Source organism: Phaeobacter sp. B1627, from assembly GCF_006265095.1.
Classification (GTDB): Bacteria; Pseudomonadota; Alphaproteobacteria; order Rhodobacterales; family Rhodobacteraceae; genus Epibacterium.
In genome coordinates this window covers 40,580-65,762 of sequence record NZ_VCNK01000016.1, presented here as the reverse complement: position 1 = coordinate 65,762, position 25,183 = coordinate 40,580, and the positions used below count along the sequence as shown (strand labels likewise).

24 protein-coding genes and 1 tRNA gene are annotated in these 25,183 nt (G+C 61.0%); 14 read left to right on the top strand and 11 right to left on the bottom strand.

The features are described from left to right. The first annotated feature begins 17 nt into the window (after positions 1-17). Positions 18-1,046: a LacI family DNA-binding transcriptional regulator gene (locus tag FGE21_RS09355; RefSeq protein WP_255731469.1), complete on the top strand. Its 1,029-nt coding sequence runs from the start codon at positions 18-20 to the stop codon at positions 1,044-1,046. Positions 1,047-1,130: 84 nt separating this feature from the next. Here the strand turns inward: FGE21_RS09355 and FGE21_RS09350 are convergent, their stop codons facing one another. Further along, the gene (locus FGE21_RS09350; protein WP_139663026.1) at positions 1,131-1,805 is read right to left on the bottom strand and encodes a 4-carboxy-4-hydroxy-2-oxoadipate aldolase/oxaloacetate decarboxylase; all 675 of its coding nucleotides are present in this window, start codon (positions 1,803-1,805) and stop codon (positions 1,131-1,133) included. Between the two features lie 226 nt (positions 1,806-2,031). On the opposite strand from FGE21_RS09350, the gene FGE21_RS09345 reads away from it, so the two are divergent. From FGE21_RS09345 to FGE21_RS09310, 8 genes are all read left to right on the top strand, one after another. Continuing rightward, complete coding sequence (locus FGE21_RS09345; RefSeq protein WP_139663025.1) at positions 2,032-2,487, top strand: biotin/lipoyl-containing protein; 456 nt, start codon at positions 2,032-2,034, stop codon at positions 2,485-2,487. Beyond that, positions 2,484-3,857 (top strand): acetyl-CoA carboxylase biotin carboxylase subunit, encoded by a 1,374-nt coding sequence (gene accC, locus FGE21_RS09340; RefSeq protein WP_139663024.1) that lies wholly within the window; start codon positions 2,484-2,486, stop codon positions 3,855-3,857. Before FGE21_RS09345 ends, accC begins: the two co-directional genes overlap by 4 nt. Further along, entirely contained in the window at positions 3,850-4,503 is a 654-nt protein-coding gene (gene pxpB / locus FGE21_RS09335; RefSeq protein WP_139663023.1) for a 5-oxoprolinase subunit PxpB, read from the top strand. The genes accC and pxpB overlap by 8 nt, the downstream gene beginning before the upstream one ends. Next, positions 4,500-5,471 carry a biotin-dependent carboxyltransferase family protein gene (locus FGE21_RS09330; protein WP_139663022.1) on the top strand — a complete coding sequence of 324 codons (972 nt, stop codon included), beginning with the start codon at positions 4,500-4,502 and terminating at the stop codon, positions 5,469-5,471. The genes pxpB and FGE21_RS09330 overlap by 4 nt, the downstream gene beginning before the upstream one ends. Before the next feature lies 1 nt (position 5,472). Continuing rightward, positions 5,473-5,907 carry a hypothetical protein gene (locus tag FGE21_RS09325; protein WP_139663021.1) on the top strand — a complete coding sequence of 145 codons (435 nt, stop codon included), beginning with the start codon at positions 5,473-5,475 and terminating at the stop codon, positions 5,905-5,907. Then, positions 5,904-6,671, top strand: a complete 768-nt coding sequence (locus tag FGE21_RS09320) for a LamB/YcsF family protein (protein WP_139663020.1) — start codon at positions 5,904-5,906, stop codon at positions 6,669-6,671. The genes FGE21_RS09325 and FGE21_RS09320 overlap by 4 nt, the downstream gene beginning before the upstream one ends. A gap of 40 nt (positions 6,672-6,711) precedes the next feature. Then, the gene (locus FGE21_RS09315) at positions 6,712-7,488 is read left to right on the top strand and encodes an SDR family oxidoreductase (RefSeq protein WP_139663019.1); all 777 of its coding nucleotides are present in this window, start codon (positions 6,712-6,714) and stop codon (positions 7,486-7,488) included. A gap of 90 nt (positions 7,489-7,578) precedes the next feature. Beyond that, positions 7,579-8,787 (top strand): aspartate transaminase, encoded by a 1,209-nt coding sequence (locus FGE21_RS09310; RefSeq protein ID WP_139663018.1) that lies wholly within the window; start codon positions 7,579-7,581, stop codon positions 8,785-8,787. A 150-nt stretch (positions 8,788-8,937) separates the two neighbouring features. On the opposite strand, the gene FGE21_RS09305 is transcribed toward FGE21_RS09310, so the two are convergent. The 5 genes from FGE21_RS09305 to FGE21_RS09285 all read right to left on the bottom strand — a co-directional run bounded on the left by FGE21_RS09305 (position 8,938) and on the right by FGE21_RS09285 (position 14,379). Next, on the bottom strand, positions 8,938-9,912 hold the full coding sequence (locus tag FGE21_RS09305) for an ABC transporter ATP-binding protein (protein WP_139663017.1): 975 nt from the start codon (positions 9,910-9,912) through the stop codon (positions 8,938-8,940). Then, positions 9,909-10,901, bottom strand: coding sequence for an ABC transporter ATP-binding protein (locus FGE21_RS09300; RefSeq protein ID WP_139663016.1), 993 nt, complete (start codon positions 10,899-10,901; stop codon positions 9,909-9,911). The genes FGE21_RS09305 and FGE21_RS09300 overlap by 4 nt, the downstream gene beginning before the upstream one ends. A gap of 1 nt (position 10,902) precedes the next feature. Beyond that, positions 10,903-11,769, bottom strand: a complete 867-nt coding sequence (locus FGE21_RS09295; protein ID WP_139663015.1) for an ABC transporter permease — start codon at positions 11,767-11,769, stop codon at positions 10,903-10,905. After that, positions 11,762-12,682 carry an ABC transporter permease gene (locus tag FGE21_RS09290; protein WP_139663014.1) on the bottom strand — a complete coding sequence of 307 codons (921 nt, stop codon included), beginning with the start codon at positions 12,680-12,682 and terminating at the stop codon, positions 11,762-11,764. Before FGE21_RS09290 ends, FGE21_RS09295 begins: the two co-directional genes overlap by 8 nt. Before the next feature lie 71 nt (positions 12,683-12,753). Then, on the bottom strand, positions 12,754-14,379 hold the full coding sequence (locus FGE21_RS09285) for an ABC transporter substrate-binding protein (RefSeq protein WP_139663013.1): 1,626 nt from the start codon (positions 14,377-14,379) through the stop codon (positions 12,754-12,756). A gap of 509 nt (positions 14,380-14,888) precedes the next feature. Between FGE21_RS09285 and FGE21_RS09280 the strand changes: the two genes are divergently transcribed. Then, a complete protein-coding gene (locus tag FGE21_RS09280; protein WP_139663012.1) occupies positions 14,889-15,695 on the top strand; it encodes a sugar phosphate isomerase/epimerase in 807 nt (268 codons plus the stop codon). A 63-nt stretch (positions 15,696-15,758) separates the two neighbouring features. On the opposite strand, the gene phnE (FGE21_RS09275) is transcribed toward FGE21_RS09280, so the two are convergent. From phnE (FGE21_RS09275) to phnD, 4 genes are all read right to left on the bottom strand, one after another. After that, a complete protein-coding gene (gene phnE, locus FGE21_RS09275) occupies positions 15,759-16,568 on the bottom strand; it encodes a phosphonate ABC transporter, permease protein PhnE (RefSeq protein ID WP_370285612.1) in 810 nt (269 codons plus the stop codon). Then, entirely contained in the window at positions 16,568-17,362 is a 795-nt protein-coding gene (gene phnE / locus FGE21_RS09270) for a phosphonate ABC transporter, permease protein PhnE (RefSeq protein ID WP_139663010.1), read from the bottom strand. The genes phnE (FGE21_RS09275) and phnE (FGE21_RS09270) overlap by 1 nt, the downstream gene beginning before the upstream one ends. Then, positions 17,359-18,132, bottom strand: coding sequence for a phosphonate ABC transporter ATP-binding protein (gene phnC, locus FGE21_RS09265; RefSeq protein ID WP_139663009.1), 774 nt, complete (start codon positions 18,130-18,132; stop codon positions 17,359-17,361). Before phnC ends, phnE (FGE21_RS09270) begins: the two co-directional genes overlap by 4 nt. 120 nt (positions 18,133-18,252) lie before the next feature. Continuing rightward, a complete protein-coding gene (phnD, locus tag FGE21_RS09260) occupies positions 18,253-19,233 on the bottom strand; it encodes a phosphate/phosphite/phosphonate ABC transporter substrate-binding protein (RefSeq protein ID WP_139663008.1) in 981 nt (326 codons plus the stop codon). Between the two features lie 263 nt (positions 19,234-19,496). On the opposite strand from phnD, the gene FGE21_RS09255 reads away from it, so the two are divergent. Then, on the top strand, positions 19,497-20,231 hold the full coding sequence (locus tag FGE21_RS09255) for a winged helix-turn-helix domain-containing protein (protein ID WP_139663007.1): 735 nt from the start codon (positions 19,497-19,499) through the stop codon (positions 20,229-20,231). Further along, entirely contained in the window at positions 20,231-22,723 is a 2,493-nt protein-coding gene (locus FGE21_RS09250; protein ID WP_139663006.1) for an ATP-binding protein, read from the top strand. The genes FGE21_RS09255 and FGE21_RS09250 overlap by 1 nt, the downstream gene beginning before the upstream one ends. A gap of 311 nt (positions 22,724-23,034) precedes the next feature. Here the strand turns inward: FGE21_RS09250 and FGE21_RS09245 are convergent. After that, positions 23,035-23,109 (bottom strand) — tRNA-Thr (locus tag FGE21_RS09245). A 319-nt stretch (positions 23,110-23,428) separates the two neighbouring features. Here FGE21_RS09245 and murA point away from each other — a divergent pair. Both murA and FGE21_RS09235 read left to right on the top strand, forming a co-directional pair. Further along, positions 23,429-24,700 (top strand): UDP-N-acetylglucosamine 1-carboxyvinyltransferase, encoded by a 1,272-nt coding sequence (gene murA, locus FGE21_RS09240; protein ID WP_139663005.1) that lies wholly within the window; start codon positions 23,429-23,431, stop codon positions 24,698-24,700. Beyond that, on the top strand, positions 24,700-25,176 hold the full coding sequence (locus FGE21_RS09235; protein WP_139663004.1) for a DUF2948 family protein: 477 nt from the start codon (positions 24,700-24,702) through the stop codon (positions 25,174-25,176). The genes murA and FGE21_RS09235 overlap by 1 nt, the downstream gene beginning before the upstream one ends. Positions 25,177-25,183 lie beyond the last annotated feature (7 nt).

Below are 25,183 nucleotides of genomic sequence, written 5' to 3'. Positions count from 1 at the left end.
GAAAGACAAGGCCGATCATGAAGTCCACCCCACATCGCTCCAAAATCAAAATGGCCGATATCGCCAAAGCGGTCGGTGTCTCCGCAATGACGGTCTCGCGCGCGTTCAAGGGGGATCAGGGCGTCAAGGCCGCGACCCGTGCCGCGATCCTGAAGAAGGCGGATGAACTCGGCTATGTCTTTGACGCTACAGCGGCAAATCTGCGCCAGAACCGCACGGGTTTCGTTGCGGTCACCGTACCATCCGTCGAGAACGCGAATTTTTCCACGACCGTTCGCGCGATATCTCAGGTGCTCGCCAGAAAGAACATCCAGATCCTTCTGGCAAACACCGAATATGACCCCGACGAAGAAGAACGGCTGATCAATCAGGTGCTCCGGCGCAATCCGGAGGCCATGATCCTCACCGGGGCGCAGCATAGCAAAGGCACCGAAAACCTGCTGCGCAAGGCGGCCATACCCATTATCGAGATCTGGGACCTGCCGGACGACCCGATCGGCCATGTGGTCGGGTTTTCAAACCGCGAGTCGGTGAAGGGTCTGGTCGATCATCTGGTAAAATCGGGACGGCGCAACATTGCCTTTCTCGGGGGCGAAACCCAAGCGGACCCCCGTGGCGTACAGCGCCGCGCGGGGTTTGTCGCGGCGATGGAGGCGCAGGGCCTTGCGGCCCACCGGCTGATCCCGCTCGGCAATTCCCCCGTCAGCATGTCCGAAGGTGCGACGGGGCTGGATCTTCTGTGTGAACGTTTCCCGGAGGCCGATGCGATCATGTGTGTGTCGGATCCCGTGGCCTTTGGCGCCCTTGCGCAATGCGCGCGCCGCGGGATCACAGTGCCCGACGATATCGCGATTGCGGGCTTCGGGAACTACGAAATCGGGCGCATTTGCGAACCACCTCTGACCACGGTGGACGTCAAGGCGGACCTTATCGGCCAGCGAGCGGCCGAATTGGCAATCGACCTGCTGGCGGGCAATACGGAAAATTCGGACCGGATGCGCGTCGTCATCCGGCCCGACCTGATCTTGCGCGGGTCAACGCAGTAAAACCTGTGAAATCAGTGAGATCAAGGCCGTGACCGGCGGTTGAGGAAAGGACAGACGGTTTTCCCGACTGCCCCCACTTTGCGCTTAGAGGTCGGTCGTCAGGCCCTTGGCCGCAAGCACCGGTGCCAGATTGCACAGATCAATCACTGTTCCGCCGGCCTTATAGGCTTCGATAAGGTCTGCTTCGACGTCATCGCGGGTCTGGGATTTCACGGCGACCTCGGCCGCGTCTTCCTTGCGCACCATCACCAGACCATCTGCGTCACCGCTGATGACATCGCCCGGACGGATCATCTGACCACCGACGACGATGTCGCCATTGATCTGACAGAGCGTCTCTTTGACCGTGCCTTTGATACAGACGCTCAGCGAGAAGACCGGCAATCCCAGTTCGATCAAGGCCAGCGTGTCGCGCACGCCGGTGTCCGTGACGACCCCTGCGATTCCCTTGGCCACACAGGCGTTGCCCAATACGTCCCCGAAGCTGCCCGCCTCTTCGTATTCGCCGGCAGAGACCACGATCACGTCGCCTTTCTGCGCGTAGTGGATCGCCAGTTGCAGCATGAGGTTGTCACGCGGCGCGCTTTCCACGGTGAAGGCAGGACCGCACAGGCGCATGTTGCGGTCAATGGGCTTGATCGAGGAGTTCAGAGCGCCAAGGCGTCCCTGTGCTTCGTGAATGGTGGCGGTGCCGAATTTGGCCAATGCGGCCACGTCTTCGGCGGCTGCGCGTTCGATCTTGGTGATGATGTTGGGCATGAAAACTTCCCTGTAATGTCCTGTGAGCGGTATTCGCTCGGATCGAGGGCGAGCATAGGCGCCAAACGCGTGCAGGCATAAGACCATGCGCATCTGACGTGATCGACAATCCCTATGCTTGCCCGGCAAGTCATTCCAAACCGCTCTGACATCATTCGTCGTTTGCAGTGCTAGGTTTTTCGAAATTTCGAACGCAAGAAAACCAAGCCAAGGAGCCGACATCACCATGTCGATCACCATTGAGGCCCTGATCGAACGGATGGAGTGGGCGGCACGATGCGGCCTGACCGAATTTCAGTTGTCAGAGAACGGAACGCATGTCGCACTCCGGAGAGAGACCGCCACCGCCGCAACGGGGACGGCCCCCGACACCGCATCGCCCGACCCTGAATCCGTAATGCTGGACGCAACTTCCGATATGTTGCCACTGAGCGCGCCGCAGGTTGAGGCCGGTATCGAGGCGCCGCTCTCCGGCCTTTGTTATCTCTCGCCGCAGCCGGACGCTCCGGCCTTTGTCGGGATTGGCGACAGGGTGAAACCCGGCCAGACCATATGCCTGATCGAGGCCATGAAAGTCATGACATCGGTCACGGCGGACCGGGACGGCATCATCGAGGACATTCGCGTTGCGGACGGGGATACCGTCGAGGCCGGAACGCTTTTGATGAAGGTGCGGACATGAAGGCCACATCCCGCCAAACCGTCTTTGTCGCCAACCGGGGCGAAATTGCCCTGCGGATCATCCGCGCTTGCCGCCGTCTGGGCCTGCGTGTCGTCTGCGGCTATTCCGAAGCGGATCGTGGCGCGCCCTATCTGGCGCTTGCCGACGACAGCATCTGCCTCGGTCCGGCAGCGGCGAACAAGAGCTACCTCAATATCGCCGCCGTCATTCAGGCGGCCCGTCTGCTCGACGCGGATTTGATCCATCCGGGCTATGGTTTCCTGTCCGAGAACGCCGCGTTTGCCGAAGCGGTGCAGGCCGCCGGCATGACCCTCATCGGCCCCAAGGCCGAGGTCATGCGCCGCATGGGCGACAAGGTGGAGGCAAAGGCCGCGATGATCGCCGCAGGTGTGCCCTGTGTGCCCGGTCCTGACCGGGTATTGCCGCATGACCCGGAAGACATCGCCCGCATTGCCGAAGACATCGGATATCCGGTCATCCTCAAGGCCGCAGGTGGCGGCGGCGGGCGCGGGATGCGCATCGTTCACGAGGAGTGCGAACTCGCCGACGCCTCTATGCTGACCCGTCAGGAGGCGCAGCGGTTCTTTGGAAATCCGGACGTATACATGGAGAAATTCCTCGGGCGGCCGCGCCACGTAGAAATCCAGATCATTGCGGATTCCCATGGTCAGGCACTCTGGCTCGGGGACCGGGACTGTTCGATGCAGCGACGCCATCAGAAACTGATCGAAGAGGCCCCCGCCCCCGGCATCGATCGCGCGCTGATCGCCGAAATCGGGGCCCGCTGTGCCCGGTCCTGCGTGGACATCGGTTATGTCGGTGCGGGCACCTTCGAGTTCCTCTACGAGGATGGGCAATTCTATTTCATCGAGATGAACACCCGTATTCAGGTGGAACACCCTGTCACGGAGATGGTGACCGGGCTCGACATTGTTGCGCTGCAGATCGATGTGGCGCGGGGGGAGAAACTGACCCTCTCTCAGGACGATCTGCGCACCGAAGGCCATGCCGTCGAATGCCGCATCAACGCCGAAGACCCCGAAAGCTTTGCGCCCAGTCCGGGACGTGTGAACGCGCTGCATCTTGCCGGGGGTCCGGGCATCCGCGTGGACACACATATGGAAGCGGGGGCGGAGGTCCCGGCGAGCTATGACTCGATGATCGCCAAGGTCATCGCCTATGGCGCCGACCGGTCCGAGGCGCTTGCCCGCGCCCGGGCCGCGCTTGAGGAAATGCGTATCGAGGGTGTGAAGACCAACATCCCGCTGCATCGCGAACTTTTGGCCGAGGACGGGTTTGCCGCAGGTGGCGTGTCCATTCATCACCTCGAACATTGGCTCAAGACGCGGGAGGGGCAGGAAAATGCCTGACACCGGACTATTCCCGATCGGCAGCCGCGCCCTGACCTATCAGGTGGACTGCCCGTTCGACCTTGACCACCAGCGCCGCTTCTGGGCGATGGCAGAGGAGGTCTCGCAATGGGACGGCGTCTGTGAGGCCGTGCCCGGGATGACCAATCTGACGCTGCGGTTCGCGCAGGTTCCGGCGGATCTGGACGATCTCGACGCGCGGCTTTGTGCGCTTTGGGACAGTGGCCGTCAAAAGGATCTCACCGGCAAGGTTCTGGAGATTGACATCGTCTATGGCGGTGCCGGTGGGCCGCACCTCGGTGAGGTTGCCGAACTGACGGGCCTGACCATCGACGATGTCATCAAGCGCCACGCGGCCCCGGCCTATACGGTTTTTGCCGTCGGCAGCCACGCCGGATACTGCTACCTCGGCGGGCTCGACCCGATGCTTGAAACCCCGCGCCGCAAGATACCGCTGCAAAGCCTGCCGGGCGGGTCGCTGTCGGTGGCCGGCCTGCAGACCGGCGTGTCCGCCTCTGCCGGGCCGAGTGGCTGGAACACCATCGGATCTGCCGAAGTGCAGTTTTTCGATGTGATGCGTGACCCTGCGGCGCTGTTGGTGCCGGGCGATCAAATCCAGTTCAACCCAGCCGAGGTGATCGCATGATCGAGGTGCTCTCCCTCCCGCCGCTGGCAACCGTGCAGGATCTTGGCCGTCCGGGCCACTGGGCACAGGGGCTTGGGCGCGCCGGGGCGATGGATCCCCTGGCCCACCGGATTGCCAACTGGCTTCTCGGCAATCACGAGACGGCGGCGACACTGGAAATTCCGCTGACGCCCGCGCGGTTTAGCTTTGCCGAGGATACTGTCTTTGCTATCGCGGGTGCCGCATGCGGCGCGACGCTGGACGGCGTGCCACTCGCGCGCAACTGGGCGGGAGCGGCCAAAGAGGGGCAAGTGCTTGCGCTGGGGCCGATGACCGAGGGTGCCCGCGTCTACCTGGCGCTGGCCGGCGGTATCGACGTGCCCGAAATGCTCGGCTCCCGCAGCACGCAGTCCCGCGAGGCCTTTGGTGGCTTTGACGGTCGCGTGCTCCGCCCCGGCGACCAGTTGCGTGCCTGTGACGGGCAAACGACATCCGCCAAACCATTGAGCTGCGCCATGCCTGCGCTGCGCGGGTCGGACGCGGATGCGATCACCCTGCGTGTGATCCCTTCTGCCGAAACGGATCAATTCAGCGCGGCATCGCTCGACGCGTTTTGGTCGCAACCCTACAGCGTCACACCGCAAAGCAACCGTCAGGGCTGTCGGCTGGACGGGCCTGCGCTGCAGCGCGAGACCGAGGGCGAGTTGCGCTCGCACGGGATCGCGCCGGGCATCATTCAGGTTCCGGGTGGCGGTCAGCCGATCATCCAACTGGCGGATGCTGCGACCATGGGCGGCTATCCCAAGATCGCCTGTGTGATCGAAGACGACCTCTGGCGTATCGGTCAGGCCCGTCCGGGGGATCGTTTCCGGTTCACCGCCATCGATCTGTCGCAGGCCCGCGAGATTGAACGAAACACCCAGGCCGAGCTGGACCGGATCCGCACCGGTTTGCAAAAGGCCCGCGAGCTACAGAAAGGGTGGAGCTGACATGTTTGCCGAAAGCGAACTCGAACATCTGATCACCGCCATGCGCCGCACGGGCGTAACAGAGCTGTCGGTTGAAACCGCAGAGCGCTCGGTCCGGTTGGCGCTGCCGGTGCCCGCTCCCCTGCCCGCCTCCCGACCCGCGCGGGACGCCGCAATGTCCGGGCCTGTTTCCGGGCCAATTTCTGAACCGGTCACGGATGTGGTCAAAAGCCCCGGCTTGGGCCGGTTCGCTCCGGTCGGCGAGAACGACGGGCTGGATGCGGTATCTGTCGGTGAACCAATCCGCGAAAACCAGATCCTCGGCTATGTGGCCGATGGCACCGTCCGCCTGCCGGTTCATGCCCCCTGCGCGGGCGTTCTGGCCCGTGCGCTGCGGGACCGCTCTGCCCTGGTGGGATACGGCGATATTCTTTTTGAAATCGGGAAGACGTCATGAAAATCGATATCAATTCCGATATGGGCGAGGGGTTTGGTCCCTATACCATCGCGGACGACGACACCCTGATGACGCAGGTCAGCTCCGCCAATGTTGCCTGTGGTTACCACGCAGGCGACCCTGTCATCATGGACAGGACCGTGCGTCTGGCCAAAGCCAATGGTGTTGATCTCGGCGCACATGTCAGCTTTCCCGACCGTATGGGGTTTGGGCGGCGCAAACTGGACATGGACACCGATGAGCTGCAGGCCCACATCCTGTATCAACTGGGGGCGCTGGATGCCTTTGCCCGCCGTGCCGACCATCGGATCACACATATGAACCCGCATGGGGCGCTCGGCAACCTCGCAAGCTCCGATCCCAAAATCGCCGCAGCCGTTGCCGAGGCCACGATGGCGTTCGATCCCGAAATCGCCTTTCTTGTGCTGCCGGGCAGTGCCCTGGAAACCGCCGCACAGGAGCGGGGCGGACGTGTCGTGCGTCTGTTTCTCGCCGACCGGGGCTACTTGCCGAACGGCCAGCTTGCCCCCCGCAATCAGCCGGGTGCCGTCGTCAAGGATCTGGACGAGGTCATCGCGCGGGTTCTCAAGGTTCTCAATCACCAGAAGCTGACCTGCGTGTCGGGCGCGGAAATCGACATGCCGGTCCAATCGGTCCTCATCCACTCAGACACTCCCGGTGCAGTCGCCATGGCGACGCGGTTGCGGTCGGAAATCCAAGCATCGGGCGGGGAAATCGCGCCCATTTCGACCCACCGGGCCTGACCTGCAAAATCACTGCCGACAGAAAACAAAAGGAAGACACATGCCATTCTCCGACTATAAAACCGCTCTTGTCACCGGCGCCTCCGGCGGTATGGGCCGCGCGATTGCCGAACGCCTGAGCCAGAAGGGGCTGACCGTCCACGCCTTTGCCCGCAGCAAGGACAAGCTGGAAGAGCTTGCAAGCAGCTGCGAGAACATTGTCCCGCATGCGGTCGACATCTCAGACACCAAGGCGGTCACCGCGGAGCTCGAAGGCCTGGAGATCGACGTTCTGGTCAACTGTGCCGGCGTTTCCCGGCCCGGCAGCATTCTGCAATCGGATGCGTTTGACATTGACGAACAGATCGACGTGAACCTGCGTGCCTGCCTGCATCTCGCCCGCCTGTTGCTTCCCGGGATGATGGAGCGCGACAGCGGCCATATCGTCAATATCTCCTCGATGGCGGGTCACTATGAATTCGGCGGACATATCGCCTATCACGCGACCAAAGCGGCGATGCACACCGTGTCCCGCCAACTGCGTGTCGATGCCTTTGGCCGCCGTGTCCGCGTGACCGAATTGAGCCCCGGCCGCGTCGAGACCGATATCTTTGCCAATGTCGAGAAAATCAGCCCCGAAGAAGCCAAGAAGAAATATTTCGAAGGGTTCGAAATGCCGCAGGTCTCCGATATTGCCGATGCCGTCGACTATGCGATCGGCACCCCGCAATATGTGAACATCGGCCTCATCGAGCTGTTGCCGACCCTGCAGGTTCCGGGCGGCCTGCGGACCGCCAAACGCGTCGGCGACGAAGTGATCCTCACCGGCAACAAGTAACCCGCGCACCGCATCCGGGCCGGACAACCCATCCGGGGGACCGGTCCGGTTGGGATGTGATCTCAATGCACAGGATTTCAGGAGCAGCATATGTCTGCAGATAAACTTGCGTCACGCGTGACGTCCATTCGTGTCTCCCCCAGTACCGCCGCCGCGCAAAAGGTGCGCGATCTCAAGGCAGAGGGGCGCGAAATTCTCAACCTGACGGTTGGCGAGCCCGATTTTGATACCCCCGACAGCATCAAAGAGGCGGGGATCAAGGCGATCACGGAAGGCGATACCAAATATACCTCCGTCAACGGCACTGTCGGCCTCCGCAAGGGCATCCAGCACGATTTCAAAACCCGCCTCGGCATTGACTGCGGCCTGGATGACATCTGTGTCGGTGGTGGCGCCAAACAGATCCTTTTCGTGGCCATGATGGCGACGGTCGAAGAAGGAACCGAAGTGATCGTGCCGGCGCCCTACTGGGTGTCCTACCCCGACATGGTGATCGCCAACGGAGGCACGCCGGTGATCGTCCCCTGTGACGAGACGGTGGGCTTCAAACTGACGCCCGCGGCGCTCGAGGCTGCGATCACGCCCAAAACCCGCTGGGTCATCCTCAACTCCCCGTCCAACCCGACGGGCGCTGCCTACACCGCAGACGAGCTACGCGCCTTGGGCGAGGTCATCAAACGTCACCCTCAGGTATTGGTGATGTGCGACGAAATCTATGACCGGATCTGGTACGCCGATTTCAAGGTCCAGAGCATTCTGGGCGTCATGCCGGAACTGCGCGACCAGGCGCTGGTCGTCAACGGGGTGTCGAAATCCTACGCGATGACCGGCTGGCGGATCGGCTATGCCGTCGGGCCGAGGTTCCTGATCGACGCGATCAACAAGCTGCAGTCCCAGATGTCCTCCTGCCCCTCCTCGATCAGCCAGGCCGCCGCCGCTGCGGCTTTGCTCGGCCCGCAAGAAGGGGTCGAAGACGCCGTCGCGGTCTACCGCCAACGTCGCGACCGGGCGCATGAGCTGATCAACGCCATACCGGGCCTCAGCTGCAGCTTGCCGGATGGCGCGTTCTACCTCTTCCCGAGCTGTGCCGGTGTGATCGGCAAAACGGCGCCGGACGGCAAGATCATCGAGAGCGACCTGGACTTCGGTCTCTACCTGCTCGAAGAGGCAGGCGTCGCGTCGGTCCATGGCGGGGCCTATGGGCTTGAGCCCTATTTCCGTATCTCCACCGCCACCTCCATGGAGGAGATCGAACAGGCCTGCGCGAAGATCGCAGAAGCCGTCGCGAAACTGCACTGAGCAGCTAGGCCCCGCCCCGGCCGTGAAACGGCGGGCGGGCGCGGCTCGGGTTATGTTCCCCGGATTGGTTGATGTTCCCCGGATTGAGAAAGGCCCCGAAGCCGTGCTTCGGGGCCTTTTGCGCGTGCCGGGCCGCAAGGACCCGCGTCCCTATTTGTAAATATGGCAACCGACCTGAACCTGCGGCGTCTCCGCTGCCAGCTGGGGAAATGCCGTCGAACAGATATTGCCGACCACCTTCGGACATCTCGGGTGAAAGGGGCACCCGTCCGGCGGAGACAAAGGCGAGGGGATCTCGCCTTTCAGGACAATCTCGCGGTTTTTCTCGGTCGGCGAACTGGGCAGCGCCGCCGAAAGCAACGCCTCTGTGTAGGGATGGCGCGGATGATCAAAGATCTGATCGGTGTCGCCCGTCTCGATGATGCTCCCGAGATACATCACCGCCACTTTATCCGCGAGATAGCGGGTGGTCGCGAGGTCATGCGCAACCAGAATGTAGCTGATGCCGTATTCCTGCTGCATGTCCTTGAGCAGGTTGATGATCTGGGACCGGATCGAGACATCGAGACCGGACACCGGCTCATCCAGGATCACCAGATCGGGGCGCGTCACAATCGCACTGGCAATCGCGATCCGCTGCCGCTGCCCGCCGGAGAACTCATGAGGATATTTGCGTGCATGTGCAGGCCCCAGCCCGACCGCGTCCAGGGCCTCATGCACGCGCCTGTCGACCTCTCCGCTGGTCAGGGTTTCATTCACGATCAGCGGCTCGGCCACGAAATCCCGGATCCGCACGCGCGGATTGATCGACGACCAGGGGTCCTGAAACACCGCCTGAACCCGTGACCGAAACCGTTTGAGGTCGGCGCCGGTCAGGGAATGCACATCCTTGCCTTCGAAATTGATGACCCCCTGCGTCGGGTTCTGCAGGCGCAGCAAAAGCCGCGTCGTCGTTGTCTTTCCGCATCCCGACTCCCCGACGAGCGCCAGCGTCTCGCCTTTTGAGATCTCGAAATTCAGGTCGTTGACAGCCCGCACCGTTTTGGTCTCGCGGCTGAAAAACCCATCCTTGACCTCAAAGTGCTTGCTGAGTCCGCGGGCTTCTAAAATCGTTGGGTTTTTCATTGGTTGACTGCTCTCCAACAGCTTGTTGTGTGCTCACTGTCACCGTTCGCCAACACCGTCGGCGGTGCTTCGCTGCGACACCGCGCGTCGGCATAGTCACAGCGTGGTGCAAAAGGGCAGCCAACAATCTTTTCGGCGGGCGATGGGGGCTGGCCCGGAATTGTGCGCAACCGGCCCTGATTGCCTGACAGGCTGGGAACGGTTGCAATCAGGGCTTCGGTATAGGGGTGCGCGGGATTGGCAAAGATCTTGCCCACGGGACCGGATTCCACAATACGTCCCGCATACATCACCAGAACCCGATGGCACAGGCTGGCGACGATGCCGAAATCATGGGTGATGAACAGGATCGCCATCCCGGTTTCTTCCTGAAGCTCCCGAAGAAGGCGGAGGTATTGCGCCTGAACCGTCACGTCGAGGGATGTGGTCGGCTCATCCGCAATGATGACCTTGGGCCGGCAGGAGATGGCGATGGCGCCGACCACACGTTGCCGCATCCCGCCGCTGAGCTCGCCCGGATAGGCATCGATCCGCTGTTCGGGGGCGGCAACCTTCACCGCCTTGAGCGCATCAATCGCACGGCTGCGCAGACTGCGCCGGGGGCCGGGCGCATGGAGCCTCAGGGCTTCCTTGATCTGGGATCCGACCGTGAAGGCCGGGTTCAGCGATGTCTGCGGGTCCTGAAGGATCATCGAGATCTCCGCGCCCCGCACTTTCCGCATCTGCTTTTCACTGAGGGTGAGGAGTTCCTTGCCGTCCAGCCGGACGCTTCCCTCGGTGATCTTGGCAACATGTTTGGGCAGGAGCCGCATCAGCGCCGACGCGGTCATCGATTTGCCCGATCCGGACTCCCCGACGATCCCGATCGTTTCGCCTTCGTGAACGGAGAAACTATGCCCGTTCACGGGGACGAAGCTTCCCACCTTGGTTTTGATCTCCACCTTGAGATCCTGGACTTCGAGCAATGGCTTTTTCGTTTGGCTATTCATGTCAAAACTGCTTCAATCTGGGGTCGAGCGCGTCACGAAGCCAGTCGCCGATCATGTTGACTGACAAAACGGTGAGCATAATCGCGAGCCCTGGGAAAAATGCGATCCACCAATCTGTGGCGATAAAGTCGCGACCATCGGACACAAGCAGCCCCCATGCCGGGGTCGGACGTGGAATACCGATGCCGAGAAAGCTCAGGGACGCATCGAGCATGATGGCAATGCCCACCTGCAGGGTCGCAAGCACGACGATGGTGTTCACCACATTCGGCAGGATATGCCGGAAGAGAATGCGCGCATGGGACGAACCGGCGACCAGCGATCTGGCGACGAAATCGCTGTCGCGGAGCAAGAGGACCTCGGCGCGGACCTGACGCGCGAAATAGGCCCAGAGCGCAAAGCCGACGACGATGACAACCGACAGGAAGCTGGCGCCGAGTGCCGCCGCAAGGGCAAGCGCCAGCAACATCGCAGGCAGTGCCAGCGAAATATCGACCAGGCGCATCACGAGACTGTCGAAACGGCCGCGCACATATCCTGCGATCAGCCCGAGTGTGGTGCCGACGACCACCCCCACGAAAATGCCGATCATCGACACCGCCATGACGTACCAGGCTCCGTGGAGAATGCGGCTCAGGATGTCCCGCCCGAGGCGATCTGTACCCAGCGGATACTCCCAGGTCCCGCCGAAGAAGACGGGCGGTTGCAGGCGTGCTCTCAGGTTCGGCACATATGGGTCATGCGGCGCGATCCACTGGGCAAAGAACGCCGGAATAATGAACACAACCAACAAGATGATGATCGGGACGAGCGGCAGATTTCGCAATCGGCGCAGTGAAAAGCGGGAAGGCGTTGAGAGTTCAGCCATGATGCATCCTGGGGTTGACGACGACATAGAGCAGGTCGACGAGCAGATTGGAGAGCATGTAGATGACGGCGTAGGCCAGGATCACGGCCTGGATGACGGGAAAATCACGGCCCCGAATGGCTTCGATCGCGACCCATCCCATGCCCGGATAGGAATAGACGGATTCGATGACCACCGAGCCGGTCAGGATCGAGGCCGCCAGAATTCCGAAATATGTGAGGGGGACGACCGCGGCATTGCGAAAGGCATGTTTGCAGATGACCAGCCATTCCGGGACGCCTTTGACGCGCGCCAGTTTGACATATTCCGCATCCAGAACTTCGAGCATCGCCGACCGCGTCAGTCGGGTCAGCGCCGAGATCTGAAACCAGGCGATGGCGATGGCCGGCAGGATCAGATGCGCGAAACTTCCCGTTCCGGAGGTTGGCAGCCACCCGAGCCAGACCGAAAACACCCAGATCAGAACGATACCGAGCCAGAAATTCGGCATCGACTGCCCGAGAAGTGCGAAGAGTTGCGCTGCGTTATCGGTGATGGACCCTTTGGTGTAGGCGGCGGCAATCCCGAGCGGCAGCGCGATTACCACGCTGATGAGAATGGCAAGACCGCCCAGTTTCAACGTGGCGGGCATCCGGTCCAGGACAAAGCCCATAGCGCTTTCCCCCGGCCACTTGAGCGAGGTGCCGAAATCTCCGAGCATCGCGTTCCCGAGGAACGTCATATATTGTTTCCAGAGCGGTTGATCGAGACCCCAGTCCCGGATGAAGGTATCGATCTGTTCCTGTGTCGCATCATCCGGCAACAAGGCGTCAACCGGATTGCCCGACAGCTGGGACAGCGAAAAAACGATCATTGAGATGATCAGGAGCGCAAAAAGGCTCGACCCCGACCTGAGCAGGAGGTGGCGCAACATGAACTATTTCCTTGTAGTGAAACTGCAGGATGAAGCAGCCGAAACGCTTCATCCTGCAAAAGGCGCGGGCCTTACTTGAGATCGAGCAGCTCGAAATGGCTCAGACCGGAGGAGGTTGATCCGGGGAAGCTCCAGCCCTCGACCAACGCGCTGTTCACCACAACGGATGCGGGCACCGTTGCCATCGGAAGATGCGCGTAGGTATCGAATATACGTGTGTACATCGCCTGCAGCGTCCCGTCCCGCTTGGCAGGATCGGTCTCCTGGATGAGAGCCGCGCCGAGGTCATTCAACTCCGGGTCACCGACATCGAGATGCGGGCTTGCATGGGTGGTGAAGAAGATCTGCGAGCCCAGCGCGCTCGGGCGCACAGGCGCATTGCGCATCGGGGTCACGAAATCAGCGTTGAAGCCCCGGATGGCGGTGTTTCCTGTGGCCCAGTCCTGTTCCCGCATCTCTGTCTGGAGGCCGACGAGATCGAAATAGGCCTGTACCAGCTCGGCCATCTGCGCGAACTCGGGGTTGCCTGCGAGGCTCGTCACCACCAGCGGGATCTTTGGATTTTCAAAGCTGTCCGGATATCCCGCCTCGGCCAGCAATTCCATCGCCCGCTCGGGGTCATATCCGTAGTCCGCATCGAAACGCTCCGCGAGCGCCTCGGAATAGCCAGGAAAGCGCGGATCCATCGTGTAGACAGACAAGGCGCCGACCCCTTCGCCATAAAGCGCTTCGAGAATGGCGTCCCGGTCCAGCGCGCGGTTCATCGCCTCCCGCACCCGGACATCCGCCCAGGCATAGCTACGCGCATCCCGATTTTCTTCGGCCTCGGGGTTCATGAACTGCCCCGTGAACAGCATGGTCGTCTGCATGGCGCCGGCACTGGACACGATCACCTTTTCACCTGCCTCGACGGCATCGTCCTGCAGATCGCGGGGAAGTGTGACCACATGGGCTTCGCCTGCGGACAGCATTGCCAGACGAGTCGAGGGCTCGCTCACCCACCGGAATTCTATCTCGTCATATTCGGGGGTTGTTCCGGTCCAATGGTCCTCGACCGTGCTGAACAGGATGGATTGACCGACTTCGCGGCCCTCGTATTTGAACGGGCCCGAACCGGCCGGGGCGCTTTCATAGCCGTCCAGCCCCTCGGCGTCGTACTGGGCCTTGCTATAGATCACGAGCGAGCCGCGGCCCGCGTGGGAGAACAGGAAATTCGGTTCAGGCGACGGCAGGTCGAAGCGCACGGTATGCTCGTCAACCGCAGTGATTTCGATCTCGCGGAAAAGGCTGATGCCGCTGAGTTTCGCATCATCGCCCACATGCAGGCCGAAGCTGTGAATGACATCTTCCGACGTCACAGGGCCCCAGTCGTCGTTGAATGCCGCGTCCGGGTGAAGGTGGAAAGTCCAGGAGGTGAAGTCTTCGTTGTGCTCCCAGCTTTCGGCCAGTTGGCTATTGTCATATTTGCCGGACACAGGATCCTGCCCGACCAGCGTCTGAAACGACGGCATGATGAAGGCACCGGTCGTGGTCCAGTACAGATTGGAATCCGCGCCGAGCGGGCTCACAGCCACAACCACTTTGTCCTGAGCAGCAGCCGCGCCAACCGTGGCGCCACTCAGAATGCTGCCGGCCAGAAGCGCGCTTGTCAGCGTGCTTGATAGACGGAATTTGAGTTTTGAAACCTTGGGTCCCATTGGAAAGTCTCCCTGTTAAGAGCGTTGAAATGTTGCGGTCTCCGGGATGTCCGTGCCGCGTTTTTTGTGCTCTGAGTTTCAGTGGAGGTGTCCAAGTTGTATAATATCGATCAGCTCTGACGGCATACTGCCTCGCGATGCCGCGCCGAAATGCTGCATCAGACCGCATGTTATCAGCCCCGCAGCAGCCCGTGGTGACCCGTCGTCGCCCGTTGTCGCCCGTCGTCGTCCCTGGCACGCGACCCCGAGGGACCTCACCTTTGGCAGCACAGCCGGCGGCCGATGCGCCACAGGGGCATCGTGCTCGCATATGACGCCAGTCAGGGATTGTATTTCCCTATTCCCGCAATGTCCCCCACGGTTCGCCTCGACGTGCGAATTGACGCAGAGGTCAGTCCGATGGGCGCATGTTCGAGCAGTGCGTGGGCCCGCGGCTCTGCACCCTGCATCCGGTCGCGCACCCTGCAAACGACATGCAACCGACATTCAAACGAAAGGTCTCTCAGCCAATGAAACTCGCCGCCGTAACCAATGAGGTTGCCCCGCTCACGTCGCCAAACACCCTTGATACTATTCTCAAAACCGCCGTGGAACATGGCATCACCACATTCGAGGCGCGTACCGTCGAAGGCAAGCGGTTCCCGCTTCTGACCGGCGACGCATGGCGCGTTCTGAAAGGCGCACGGACCGAATATGGCATCGAATATTCCGCCGCCTCAGCTGGAAATCTGATCGGCATTCCGATGGGTAGCGATCTTGTCAGCCTCCACAAAGACCAGCTTTGGTCGATGAGCATGGATATGGCCGAAGTCATCTCAGCGCCCGCTTTGATCACATTCGCTCCGCAGCGCAGCGCCAGCGATGATGCCGCCACCTTTGAGCAGGTGGTGACCCTGCTGGGCGATATGGTCGACCGCGCGGCGGCACGCGGCATCAACGTCCAACTGGAGAACCTGCCGGGCACCTGGGCCGATACATCGCAGAGCTGCCTTGCCCTGATGCAAGCCGTCGACCGTCCCACATTCGGCTATGTCTGGGACACCGGAAATCTCTATGAGGCGGAAAAAACGACGTTCGAAGAGGGATTCGAAAGGCTGAAACCGTATATCTGCAACGTGCACCTGAAAGACGGTGAGTTCATCGACGGGAAAATGACCTGGAAACACTACGGGACGGGTCAGACCAACCTTAAAGGCCAGATCGATGCCCTGAAATCCATCGGCTACACGGGCACTCTGGCTCTGGAGGCGGCTCGTATCCCGCATATCGAAGGGGATTTTGAGGCCTCCCTGGCCTATCTCAGGACAATTCTCTGATCCCGGCGATAGGTTTGAACGACACGCGTATCTGGCGGCCAGCCTGACTGGCCGCCAGATGGACTACAGGATTTTCTTGCGCATATAGGACGAGACAACCTCTCCGAACACGACCAGCGCGAGAATGGTGAGCAGCACCATGGAGACCTCGGGCCAGTTGAACGTATCGATCGCGCCTTGCAGGATCATCCCGATGCCACCAGCGCCCACCAGCCCCAGCACGGTGGATTCACGCAGATTGATATCCCAGCGCAGGATCGCAACCGCAAAGAAGGCGGGCATCACCTGCGGCACGATGGCGTAGAGCACGATCTTGAAGCGTGATGCCCCGCAGGCCTCCAGCGCTTCGACCGGCTTCTGGTCAATCTCCTCGATGGCTTCGCCCAGAAGTTTGCCCAAAAAACCAATGGAACGAAACATGATAGCCACGATACCGGCGACAATTCCGGGGCCAAAGATCGCGACGAAAAGAAGCGCCCAGATGATCGTATTTACGGACCTCGAAGAGACCAGGATAAAGCGGCCAATCCACAGGGTCACCCGGTTTGGCGTCGTGTTCTGCGCCGAGATATAGGCGACAGGCAGGGAGACGACGACAGCAATCATGGTGGCCAGTGTCGCGATGTTCACCGTCTGCCAGATGGCCTCAAGTATCGAGGGCAGATTGCTGGGATCCGGCGGCATCATACGGGCGAACAGATCGCCCATCTGCGTCGGGGCGTCCCACACCCATTCCCAGATCACGTCGATGCTGCTGAGGGCCCAGGCCACGACGAGCACGGTAAACAGCAGGCCACCATAACGCATCAGGCGCTGGCGTAGGGTGAAGCGGGACCAGTGATCGAGTGTTTGCTGCAGAGGTTGAGTGCCCATCATGCGATCCGCTTTCTGATAAATCCGCTCACCGCCTCAGACAGGAGAATGACGCCGACGATGACCATTGTGATGGCAAGGGCGAAGTCATAGTCGTAGCGGCCAAAGGCATTGGCCAACGTGGCGCCGATGCCACCTGCGCCAACGATGCCGACCACGGCGGAGGCCCGCAGGTTGCTGTCCAGCTGATAGATCCCCAGCCCGACAAGCCGTGGCATGATCTGCGGCACGACCGCATAGGCCAACGTGGCGAGGAAGCCCGCACCAACGGACCGCATGGCCTCCACCTGGCCGAAATCGATCTCCTCGATCCGTTCTGCCAGCAGCTTTGCCACGAAACCGACGGAATAAACCACCAATGTCAGAGCCCCGGCAAAGGGGCCAAACCCGACCGCCTTCACAAAGATGATGGCGACAATGACCGGGTGAAAGCTGCGGGCCACGATAATGATCCCCCGGCCGAGGAAATAGACCGGTTTGATTGCGATGTTGCGCGCCGCCATGAAGGCGAGAGGCACAGACAGGAGAATGCCGCCGACGGTTGCCAGGATGGCGATCTTCAGGCTCTCCAGAAACCCGTCGATCAAAAGTCCGGACCGGTCGAAATTTGGCGGAAAGGCGCCGCTGAAAATCCGCTGTGCCCGGCGCATCCCGTCGGAAACACGATCCCAGTCAATGGGCAATGTGGCCAGAGTCGCAACAATATATATGGTGAGGACTGCATATAGCCCGTATCTGAGCACCGGGTTGCGGATAAAGGGGGGCTTGCGCCAGATGGCTTTGTCCGGGGTCATGCGACGGCCCCGACTTCGGCACGGTCCATGGCGGGAACGCCGGCATAGATTTCATCCATCTCCGCCTTGTCCAGTTTGCCAGGCAAATCGTCAAATATGATGCGCCCGTAGCGCATGCCGACGATCCGGTCGCTGTATTCCTTTGCTTCGGTCACATTGTGGATGTTGATAATGACAGGCAATTTCAACTCGGAGGCCAGATCGCGCAGCAGCGACATGATCTGCTCGGAGGTCTTGGGATCGAGCGAAGCCGTGGGCTCGTCCGCCAGCAGGATCTCGGGGCGCTGCATCAATGCCCGGACGACTCCGACCCGTTGGCGCTCACCGCCCGAGAGTTCATCGGCGCGGCGGTCTGCGTAGTGGGCAATGCCAACCCGCTCCATCAGCTCATAGGCGTGGCGGATGTCCTCCCGCGGGTAGCGGCGGCTCAGCGCGGCCCAGGTGGAAATGTAGCCCAACCGACCCGATTGCACATTTTCCATCACAGTCAGGCGGTCGATCAGATTGAAACTTTGAAAGACCATGCCAATGCGGCGGCGCGCAATGCGCAGTTCACGGCGGTTGAGGGTGGTGAACTCTGTGCCGTTCAGATCGACGGAGCCGGACGTGGGTTCAACCAGCCGGTTGATACACCGCAGCAGCGTGCTTTTGCCGGCCCCCGACGAGCCGATCACAGAGGTCAACTGATCACCTTCGACAGTCAGATCCAGCTCCTTGAGCACCGGATCGCCGGCCCCGTATCGTTTGGTCAGTTTGGAGATTTTTAGCATTGGGTTTCCTCCGGCATAGCGCAGCTCTGCCTATGACGTGCGCCCCACAAGGGGGTCGCAAGGCTGGAAAAACTGCCCGGACAGCAGACTGCGCTCTCCGGGCATTCGCAGGGGGGCAGGTTAGTTCCCGGCCAGCCCCTGAGGGGTATATTCCACACCGTTGGATTTCTGGATCTGACGAATGACCGCCCATTGATCCTGGTAGGTGATCGGAATGAACTTGCTGACGCCTGAGAATTCGTCACCCAGCTTGGTGCCGGCAAATTCGAAGGTGAAGAAGGCCTCTTTGATCTTCTCGGCCAGCGCGGGATCCAGGTTATGCGCCAGATTGAAGGAGGTCGTCGGGAACGGATCGCTTTCCCAGATCATACGCACGTCCGCCTCATCATAAAGGCCACGCTCAGCCATCCGCTCGACCACTTCGGAGGCCACCGGGGCCGCGTCGTAGTCGCCGGCCACAACGCCCAACATGGATTGGTCATGAGAGCCGGAGTAGGTCACTTCGTAGTCTTTGTCAGGTTCGATACCGAGCGCCGGAAACAATGCGCGCGGCGCCTGGTTCCCGGAATTGGAGGTCGGCGAGGTATGAGCAACGCGGCGGCCCGCCAGATCTTTGACCTCTTTGATGTCGCTGTCTGCCTGAGTGAACACCTGCAGCTTATAGCCGAACTGGCCGTCCTCCGCGCCCATGATGGCAAAGGGCACGGCCCCTGCGAGGTTCACGGCGAAGGGGGTCGGACCGGTTGAAAACCCCGCCACATGCAAGCGGCCGGACCGCATGGCTTCGACCTCGGCGGAGTTGGACTGCACGGCAAAGAATTGCACATTCTTGCCCGTGACCTCCTCCATATGCGCGATGAAGGGGGCCCAGATGTCTGCATACACTGCCGGATCCTCGACCGGGGTATAGGCAAAGACCAGAGTATCCGGATTTTGAAGCTCCGCAGGATCGGTCGGGGTATCTGCGACCAGGTCGCCATTGGCGTCACAATAGAGTTCGTCAAGTGCGCCACGGTCGGCACAGTCTGCGGCAGCTGCCGCAAAGGCGCTCGCGGACAGGATGCCCAGTGCGGTTGCAGCTCGGGTAATAAATGGTGTCATGGTTTCCTCCCTTTTCACGCATGCCTCTCGCCGTCCGGCCAAAGGCAATGCGCTGACCCGCCGAGGATAGGAGCGGGCGGCGCGCCGAGGCGAGACCGCCTCTGTTAATGGAACAGACGGAACGCCTGTTTAATGTTAACAATATTACAAACCCGCCCCTACCGCCTTAAAACCTGACATGATCTGCGTCACTGAATCGCGGAGATTCCGGACTTGGCGGAATTCTGATGCGGCGCGACGTTACAGGAAGAAGTTGCATACAGATGGGCAAAACCGAACCACTCTCCGGACCTCTCATTGCCATTGTGGACGATGACGAGAGCGTGCGCGTTACCCTGTCTGCCTTGATGCGCGAAAGTGGGTTTGATGCGGTGTGCTGTCCTGACATCCCGTCGTTCATGGCGCTGGGCGACCCGCCGCCGGTGGATCTGGCCCTGATAGATCTGCGCTTGCGTGGAGAGTCTGGATTGACCCTGGCGATCCACATTCGCGAACGCTACGAAATTCCAATCGTGATGTTGACCGGCGTCGGCGACGAGATCGACAAAATCATCGGGCTGGAAACCGGGGCGGACGACTATCTGATCAAACCGTTCAATCCCCGCGAACTGGTCGCGCGAATCCGAGCGGTCCTCAGACGCTATGGCCATGGGGCGTCGAAGCCTGGTGCGAGCTCCGGCAAAGGCATTGTTTTTGGCTCCAAGCGGATCGATGTGCTGACCCGTCGCGTGCTGGATGCAGACGGTGAAGAAATCCCGCTGACCAACGCCGAATACCGCCTGTTGGAGTATTTTGCGCGCAATCCCAACAGGGTCATCCCACGGCCCGAACTGCTGGAAGAATTGGGATCCGATATGCAGCGATATGTAGACCGGACCATCGACGTGCTGATTTTACGACTGCGCCGCAAGATCGAGCCTGTTGCGTCCAAACCTGTGCATCTGCAGACCCGCCGCGCCCAAGGCTATGTTTTCCACCTGTCGCCAGAAGGCACGTAATGCCCTCAATTTCCGATTTGAGTGTCCGCTTCCGCCTTTCCGCGGCGATCGCTGTTCTGTTTGGCCTGATCCTGCTGGTCTGCACTATTGGATTGCTGGTGCTGAACCGCACCGAGCTTTGGATGAATGTTCTGCACAAAGACACGCTGGCGGAAGTCTCCGAAGCTTTGGATCTGTCACGCGAATCTGCCGATCTGGCGACCTCTGCCCCCTTCTTGCATGCGCTTTTTCCGCCGTTTCAGTTGGAACAGGAAGCGGCGAGGGTCCGGGCAAACCTGGATCGGATCGAAGCTCTCTCGGCGGGTGACCCGGAACTGCAACTGCCTGTGGCGCGTCTGCGCTCGGCCATCGATGATCTGACATCCGCACTGGCACCGCAGACGGCGCGGCAGGCGGCATTGGAGGCGATCGCCAGCGATATGGTGCGGCTCGATCAACGGGTGCGGCGCTTGACCAGCGACGCGGCTCTGCCGCTGGCAGAGCGGGAGGGCTGGTCCGCTCTGCAACAGCTCACAGCGAGCGCAATTGGTGCGGTCCGGGCCAATGCGCTCATTGAACTCGGAGAGTTCAGCCGTCACTTTACAAGGCGACGGGATGCAGTGGTGCCGCAGCTTTTGCCGGTTCATCAGGCGACATTGGCCGAGATCGAACAGACCGCCCTGCGCGGAGAGACCCTGTTCGTGCTGAAACACCGCGATCTGGCGGCGCGGCTGGATGCCGAAAACGCGCTGTTTCGCATCCGGCAGGAGGCCCGCCGCGTCAGCACGTTTGCCGAGATCAAGGTTGCTCTCGCAGAAGAACGCCTGTCACAGGCCCGCGCCGAGACCTCCAACAACCTGGAATTTGCCAAAAACGCATTTCTGGCGTTGACGGTTGCGAGCTTGCTGGTGGCAATCACATCCTCGCTTTATGTGTCGCGCTACGTGGCGCGCAACCTGCAACTCATTTCCGAGGCCATGCGCCGGCTTGCCTCCGGGAACCACCGCACCGTGCTGCCTCAGGGTCCGAAGTCCGAGGATGAGATTGGCCAGCTCTATGCGGCCTTTCACGTCTTTCGCGAAAGCGCCCGCAAGCTGGAGCGCCGGACCCGGCAGATTGGCCACCAGAACGCGCTGTTTTCGCGGGTGTTTCGCAACATCAAAGACGGCGTGGCGATTGCCTCCGCCGAGGGCTGGATCGAGGCCGAGAACGACAAACTGCGGCAGCTCCTGCGGTTGCCAGCGGCGGAGCACGCCACCCGCGCACAGGTTTCTGAATTGATCGCAGACTCCCGTTTTTCGCGGCGCACCTCCGCGAGCGAACATGGCGGTTTTGAGGAATATGCCGATCCCGCCGGCAACGTCCTGGAGTTGCGCCGCTCGCCTCTGCCCAGCGGCGAAGAGGTCTGGCTTTTGTCGGAAACCACCGAACGAAAACGGGTTGAGCAACGGCTGGAGGAAATTCGCCGGGTCGAGGCGCTGGGAAAAGTGTCTGGCGAGGTCGCCCATGATTTTGGCAATATCCTGTCAAGCATTTCCGGCAATCTGCACCTGCTGGAGGCCGCTGTTCCGGAAGAAAGCCGCCACCTTCATACCCGTCTGAGATCTGCCCTGGATCTGGGTGTCTCGCTCACAGAGCGACTGCTGGCTTTTGCCCGGAAGCAACATCTGGAACCGCAGGTGACGGACATCGGATTGCTGGTCGAGGGCATGGCAGATCTGTTGGAAATTGCGGTGCCGAGCACGGTCAAGATGGAGGTTGAGAGTCCGCCACGGCCAGTTTTCGCGAAAGTAGATCCGGGGCAATTGGAAAGCGCGATTTTGAACCTTTGCGTCAATGCGGGCCAGGCGATCGGCGAAACCGGCCACATTCACGTGCGCGTCAGCGACGAAGACGGGGCGCAGCTCTCTATCCAGGACACCGGCTCCGGCATGACGCCGGAGGTACTGCGCCACGCCACAGAGCCCTTCTATTCCAACCGCGCGGACGGCAGTGGCACGGGATTGGGGCTGTCCATGGTCGACGGTTTTGTCCACCAATCCGGTGGCCACATGACCCTCGCCTCTCGCACGGAGGGGCCGCATCGGGGCACGACTGTGACCCTCTGGTTTCCCGCACTGGCAGAGGACAGCGGCCAGCCCGGTGAGATGTTCAAGCCGGGAACCGCATTGGTGGTTGATGACGATCCCGCCTATCTGGCATCTGCAGCAGAGACCTTGGAACGTTTGGGCTATGTCGTGATCCGCGCCGGAAGTTTCAGCGAAGGCAAGAGCCAACTGCACCGGCAGCCCGGGCTGGATCTGGTGCTCAGCGACCTGAATCTGGACAAGGGCGCGTCCGGATGGGAAATTCTGCACCTCGGGCACCGGCTGTTTCCAAAGTGCCGACTGGCCGTTATGTCGACCCGGGACATTAATCGAACGCCACGGGGACTTGAAAAATCGGCCCGGCCGGCGAAACTGCCTAAACCGTTCACTGACTCAATGATGCGGAAACTGGTTGCCCCATTTTGACAGCTGCGATCCTGCCCCGGCGGTCCCCGGGTGGGAAGGCTCTGATGAGAAGGGCTGCCCTCCGTCAAAGGCTCTGGCACTTCGAGAGAGGTCGGCCACAGCGATCCGTTGAGCCTCCGGATGAACGCGCCAAGTGAAAGTTGCTGATGAGAGACCCTTGGGACTCGTCAACCGCATGGTTCAGACCAAGACCCTCTCCCGTATGCGGTGAGGTTTGAAAAACATATGGAACACCAATAAACACCTTGCTCTGCTGTGTATTAGGAGATTCACAAGGGCGTTCGGAGATTTTTCCAGAAGAAAGTATGAAATGGTGCTGCTGGTGAGGATCGAACTCACGACCTCCCCCTTACCAAGGGGGTGCTCTACCACTGAGCCACAGCAGCACTATGTCACTTCGAAGCCGTCAGTCTTTCAAAGCACTCCCCGAAGAGAGCAGTTCACCTTTGAATTGCGGCGTCTCTGTGAGCGGGCTTCTATGCATATTCGGTAGGGGATGCAAGAGGATCTGGACGCTTTTTTTCGACTAAGTTAGACACGGTGTATGGCAGAGAAAAAGAAACCTACCGGTAACCGACCCGGGGCCGCCCGTGAGGATCGCCTGAAAGCGGCCCTGAAGGCGAACATGGCCCGGCGCAAGGCACAAGCCAAGGCACGGTCCGAACAAAAAGACGACGCCTCGGGCGACGCTAAAGGATAGAGCAGATGGATTCGATTTTGGTAACCGGAAATGGCCCGCTAAACGGTGCGATTCCCATCGCAGGGGCCAAAAACGCCTGCCTGACGCTGATGCCCGCGACGCTTCTGAGCGAAGAGCCGCTGACCCTGACCAATGCGCCCCGGTTAAGTGACATCCGCACGATGACCTCCTTGCTGCAATCGCTTGGGGCGGAAGTGTCGGCCCTGCAGGATGGCAAAGTGCTGGCCATGTCGAGCCACGCGCTCGACAATCATACGGCGCATTATGATATCGTGCGCAAGATGCGGGCGTCCATTCTGGTTCTCGGGCCCATGTTGGCACGTGACGGACAGGCGGTCGTGTCCTTGCCCGGTGGCTGTGCGATTGGCGCGCGTCCGGTTGATCTTCACCTCAAGGCGCTGGAGGCCATGGGCGCGGAGCTGGATCTTCGCGACGGATACGTCCACGCCAAAGCACCTGGCGGGCGGTTGCAGGGCGGCGTGGTCGAGTTCCCCTTTGTGTCGGTCGGAGCAACGGAAAACGCGCTGTTGGCAGCGACCCTGGCCAAAGGCACGACGGTTCTGAAAAACGCCGCCAGAGAGCCCGAGATTATCGATCTGGCCGAGTGTCTGCGCAAAATGGGCGCGCAGATCGAAGGCGAAGGTACCGAAACGATCACCATTCAGGGGGTGGACCGGCTGAATGGGGCGACGCACCCGGTGGTGACCGACCGGATCGAGCTTGGGACCTATATGCTGGCCCCGGCAATATGTGGCGGCGAAGTCGAGCTGCTTGGCGGGCGCCGCAATCTGTTGGAAGCGTTCTGCGCCAAGCTGGAAGCCACCGGGGTGGAGATCAGCGAAACCGACAGCGGTCTGCGGGTGCGCCGCGTGGTGGACCGGGTTCGCGCGGTTGATGTGGTCACAGAACCCTTTCCGGGCTTTCCAACCGACCTGCAGGCGCAGTTCATGGCGTTGATGTGCACGGCAGACGGCGTTGCAACCCTGGAAGAGCGGATCTTCGAGAACCGTTTCATGCACGCGCCGGAACTGATCCGCATGGGCGCGCAGATCGACGTCCACGGCGGCACCGCCAAGGTGACCGGTGTTGATCGTCTGAAAGGAGCGCCGGTGATGGCCACCGATCTGCGGGCCTCGGTGTCACTGATCCTTGCGGGGCTTGCTGCGGCGGGCGAGACAAAGGTCAGCCGTGTCTATCACCTTGATCGTGGCTACGAACATGTGGTGCGCAAGCTGTCGGCGGTGGGTGCAAAAATCGAACGCATCAAGGAAAGCTGATGTCAGACGCAACCTTTGAAGATGGCCGCGAACGCCCGCTCAATCTGGGCGCCTGCGATCTGGTGGATCTGGACGTCATTTCCTCTCTGGTTCAGGATGCGGTTTTTCCCGTGACAGAGATGACCTGGCAACCATCCGCACGTCGCTTCGCGCTTTTGGTGAACCGGTTCCGCTGGGAAGACCGGGCCGCAGCAGAGCGGCGCGGGCGCGCATTTGAGCGGGTGCAGTCATTGTTGGTTGCAGAAAACGTCCTGGGTGTTGCGTCCCAGGGGGTGGACCGTCGCGACACGGATCTCGTTCTGTCGCTGCTGTCCCTCACCTTCGAACCGGGCGAGGATGGGGCGGGCCATCTCCTTCTGACGCTGGCGGGTGATGGCGCCATACGCCTCTCGGTGGAGGCTATCGATGTGACGCTCAAGGATGTGACCAGGCCCTATGTGGCGCCTTCTGGGCATATGCCACGGCACGGCGAGTGATCCCACG

Coding starts and splice junctions, on each gene's coding strand:
- phnE (WP_139663010.1), bottom strand. CDS start 17,362: ATGACCCCGGACAAAGCCATCTGGCGCAAGCCCCCCTTTATCCGCAAC.
- murA (WP_139663005.1), top strand. CDS start 23,429: ATGGATTCGATTTTGGTAACCGGAAATGGCCCGCTAAACGGTGCGATT.
- FGE21_RS09330 (WP_139663022.1), top strand. CDS start 4,500: ATGATCGAGGTGCTCTCCCTCCCGCCGCTGGCAACCGTGCAGGATCTT.
- phnE (WP_370285612.1), bottom strand. CDS start 16,568: ATGGGCACTCAACCTCTGCAGCAAACACTCGATCACTGGTCCCGCTTC.
- FGE21_RS09285 (WP_139663013.1), bottom strand. CDS start 14,379: ATGGGACCCAAGGTTTCAAAACTCAAATTCCGTCTATCAAGCACGCTG.
- FGE21_RS09295 (WP_139663015.1), bottom strand. CDS start 11,769: ATGGCTGAACTCTCAACGCCTTCCCGCTTTTCACTGCGCCGATTGCGA.
- pxpB (WP_139663023.1), top strand. CDS start 3,850: ATGCCTGACACCGGACTATTCCCGATCGGCAGCCGCGCCCTGACCTAT.
- FGE21_RS09310 (WP_139663018.1), top strand. CDS start 7,579: ATGTCTGCAGATAAACTTGCGTCACGCGTGACGTCCATTCGTGTCTCC.
- FGE21_RS09350 (WP_139663026.1), bottom strand. CDS start 1,805: ATGCCCAACATCATCACCAAGATCGAACGCGCAGCCGCCGAAGACGTG.
- FGE21_RS09255 (WP_139663007.1), top strand. CDS start 19,497: ATGGGCAAAACCGAACCACTCTCCGGACCTCTCATTGCCATTGTGGAC.
- phnD (WP_139663008.1), bottom strand. CDS start 19,233: ATGACACCATTTATTACCCGAGCTGCAACCGCACTGGGCATCCTGTCC.
- accC (WP_139663024.1), top strand. CDS start 2,484: ATGAAGGCCACATCCCGCCAAACCGTCTTTGTCGCCAACCGGGGCGAA.
- FGE21_RS09320 (WP_139663020.1), top strand. CDS start 5,904: ATGAAAATCGATATCAATTCCGATATGGGCGAGGGGTTTGGTCCCTAT.
- FGE21_RS09235 (WP_139663004.1), top strand. CDS start 24,700: ATGTCAGACGCAACCTTTGAAGATGGCCGCGAACGCCCGCTCAATCTG.
- FGE21_RS09305 (WP_139663017.1), bottom strand. CDS start 9,912: ATGAAAAACCCAACGATTTTAGAAGCCCGCGGACTCAGCAAGCACTTT.
- FGE21_RS09250 (WP_139663006.1), top strand. CDS start 20,231: ATGCCCTCAATTTCCGATTTGAGTGTCCGCTTCCGCCTTTCCGCGGCG.
- FGE21_RS09325 (WP_139663021.1), top strand. CDS start 5,473: ATGTTTGCCGAAAGCGAACTCGAACATCTGATCACCGCCATGCGCCGC.
- FGE21_RS09315 (WP_139663019.1), top strand. CDS start 6,712: ATGCCATTCTCCGACTATAAAACCGCTCTTGTCACCGGCGCCTCCGGC.
- FGE21_RS09290 (WP_139663014.1), bottom strand. CDS start 12,682: ATGTTGCGCCACCTCCTGCTCAGGTCGGGGTCGAGCCTTTTTGCGCTC.
- FGE21_RS09300 (WP_139663016.1), bottom strand. CDS start 10,901: ATGAATAGCCAAACGAAAAAGCCATTGCTCGAAGTCCAGGATCTCAAG.
- FGE21_RS09355 (WP_255731469.1), top strand. CDS start 18: ATGAAGTCCACCCCACATCGCTCCAAAATCAAAATGGCCGATATCGCC.
- FGE21_RS09280 (WP_139663012.1), top strand. CDS start 14,889: ATGAAACTCGCCGCCGTAACCAATGAGGTTGCCCCGCTCACGTCGCCA.
- phnC (WP_139663009.1), bottom strand. CDS start 18,132: ATGCTAAAAATCTCCAAACTGACCAAACGATACGGGGCCGGCGATCCG.
- FGE21_RS09345 (WP_139663025.1), top strand. CDS start 2,032: ATGTCGATCACCATTGAGGCCCTGATCGAACGGATGGAGTGGGCGGCA.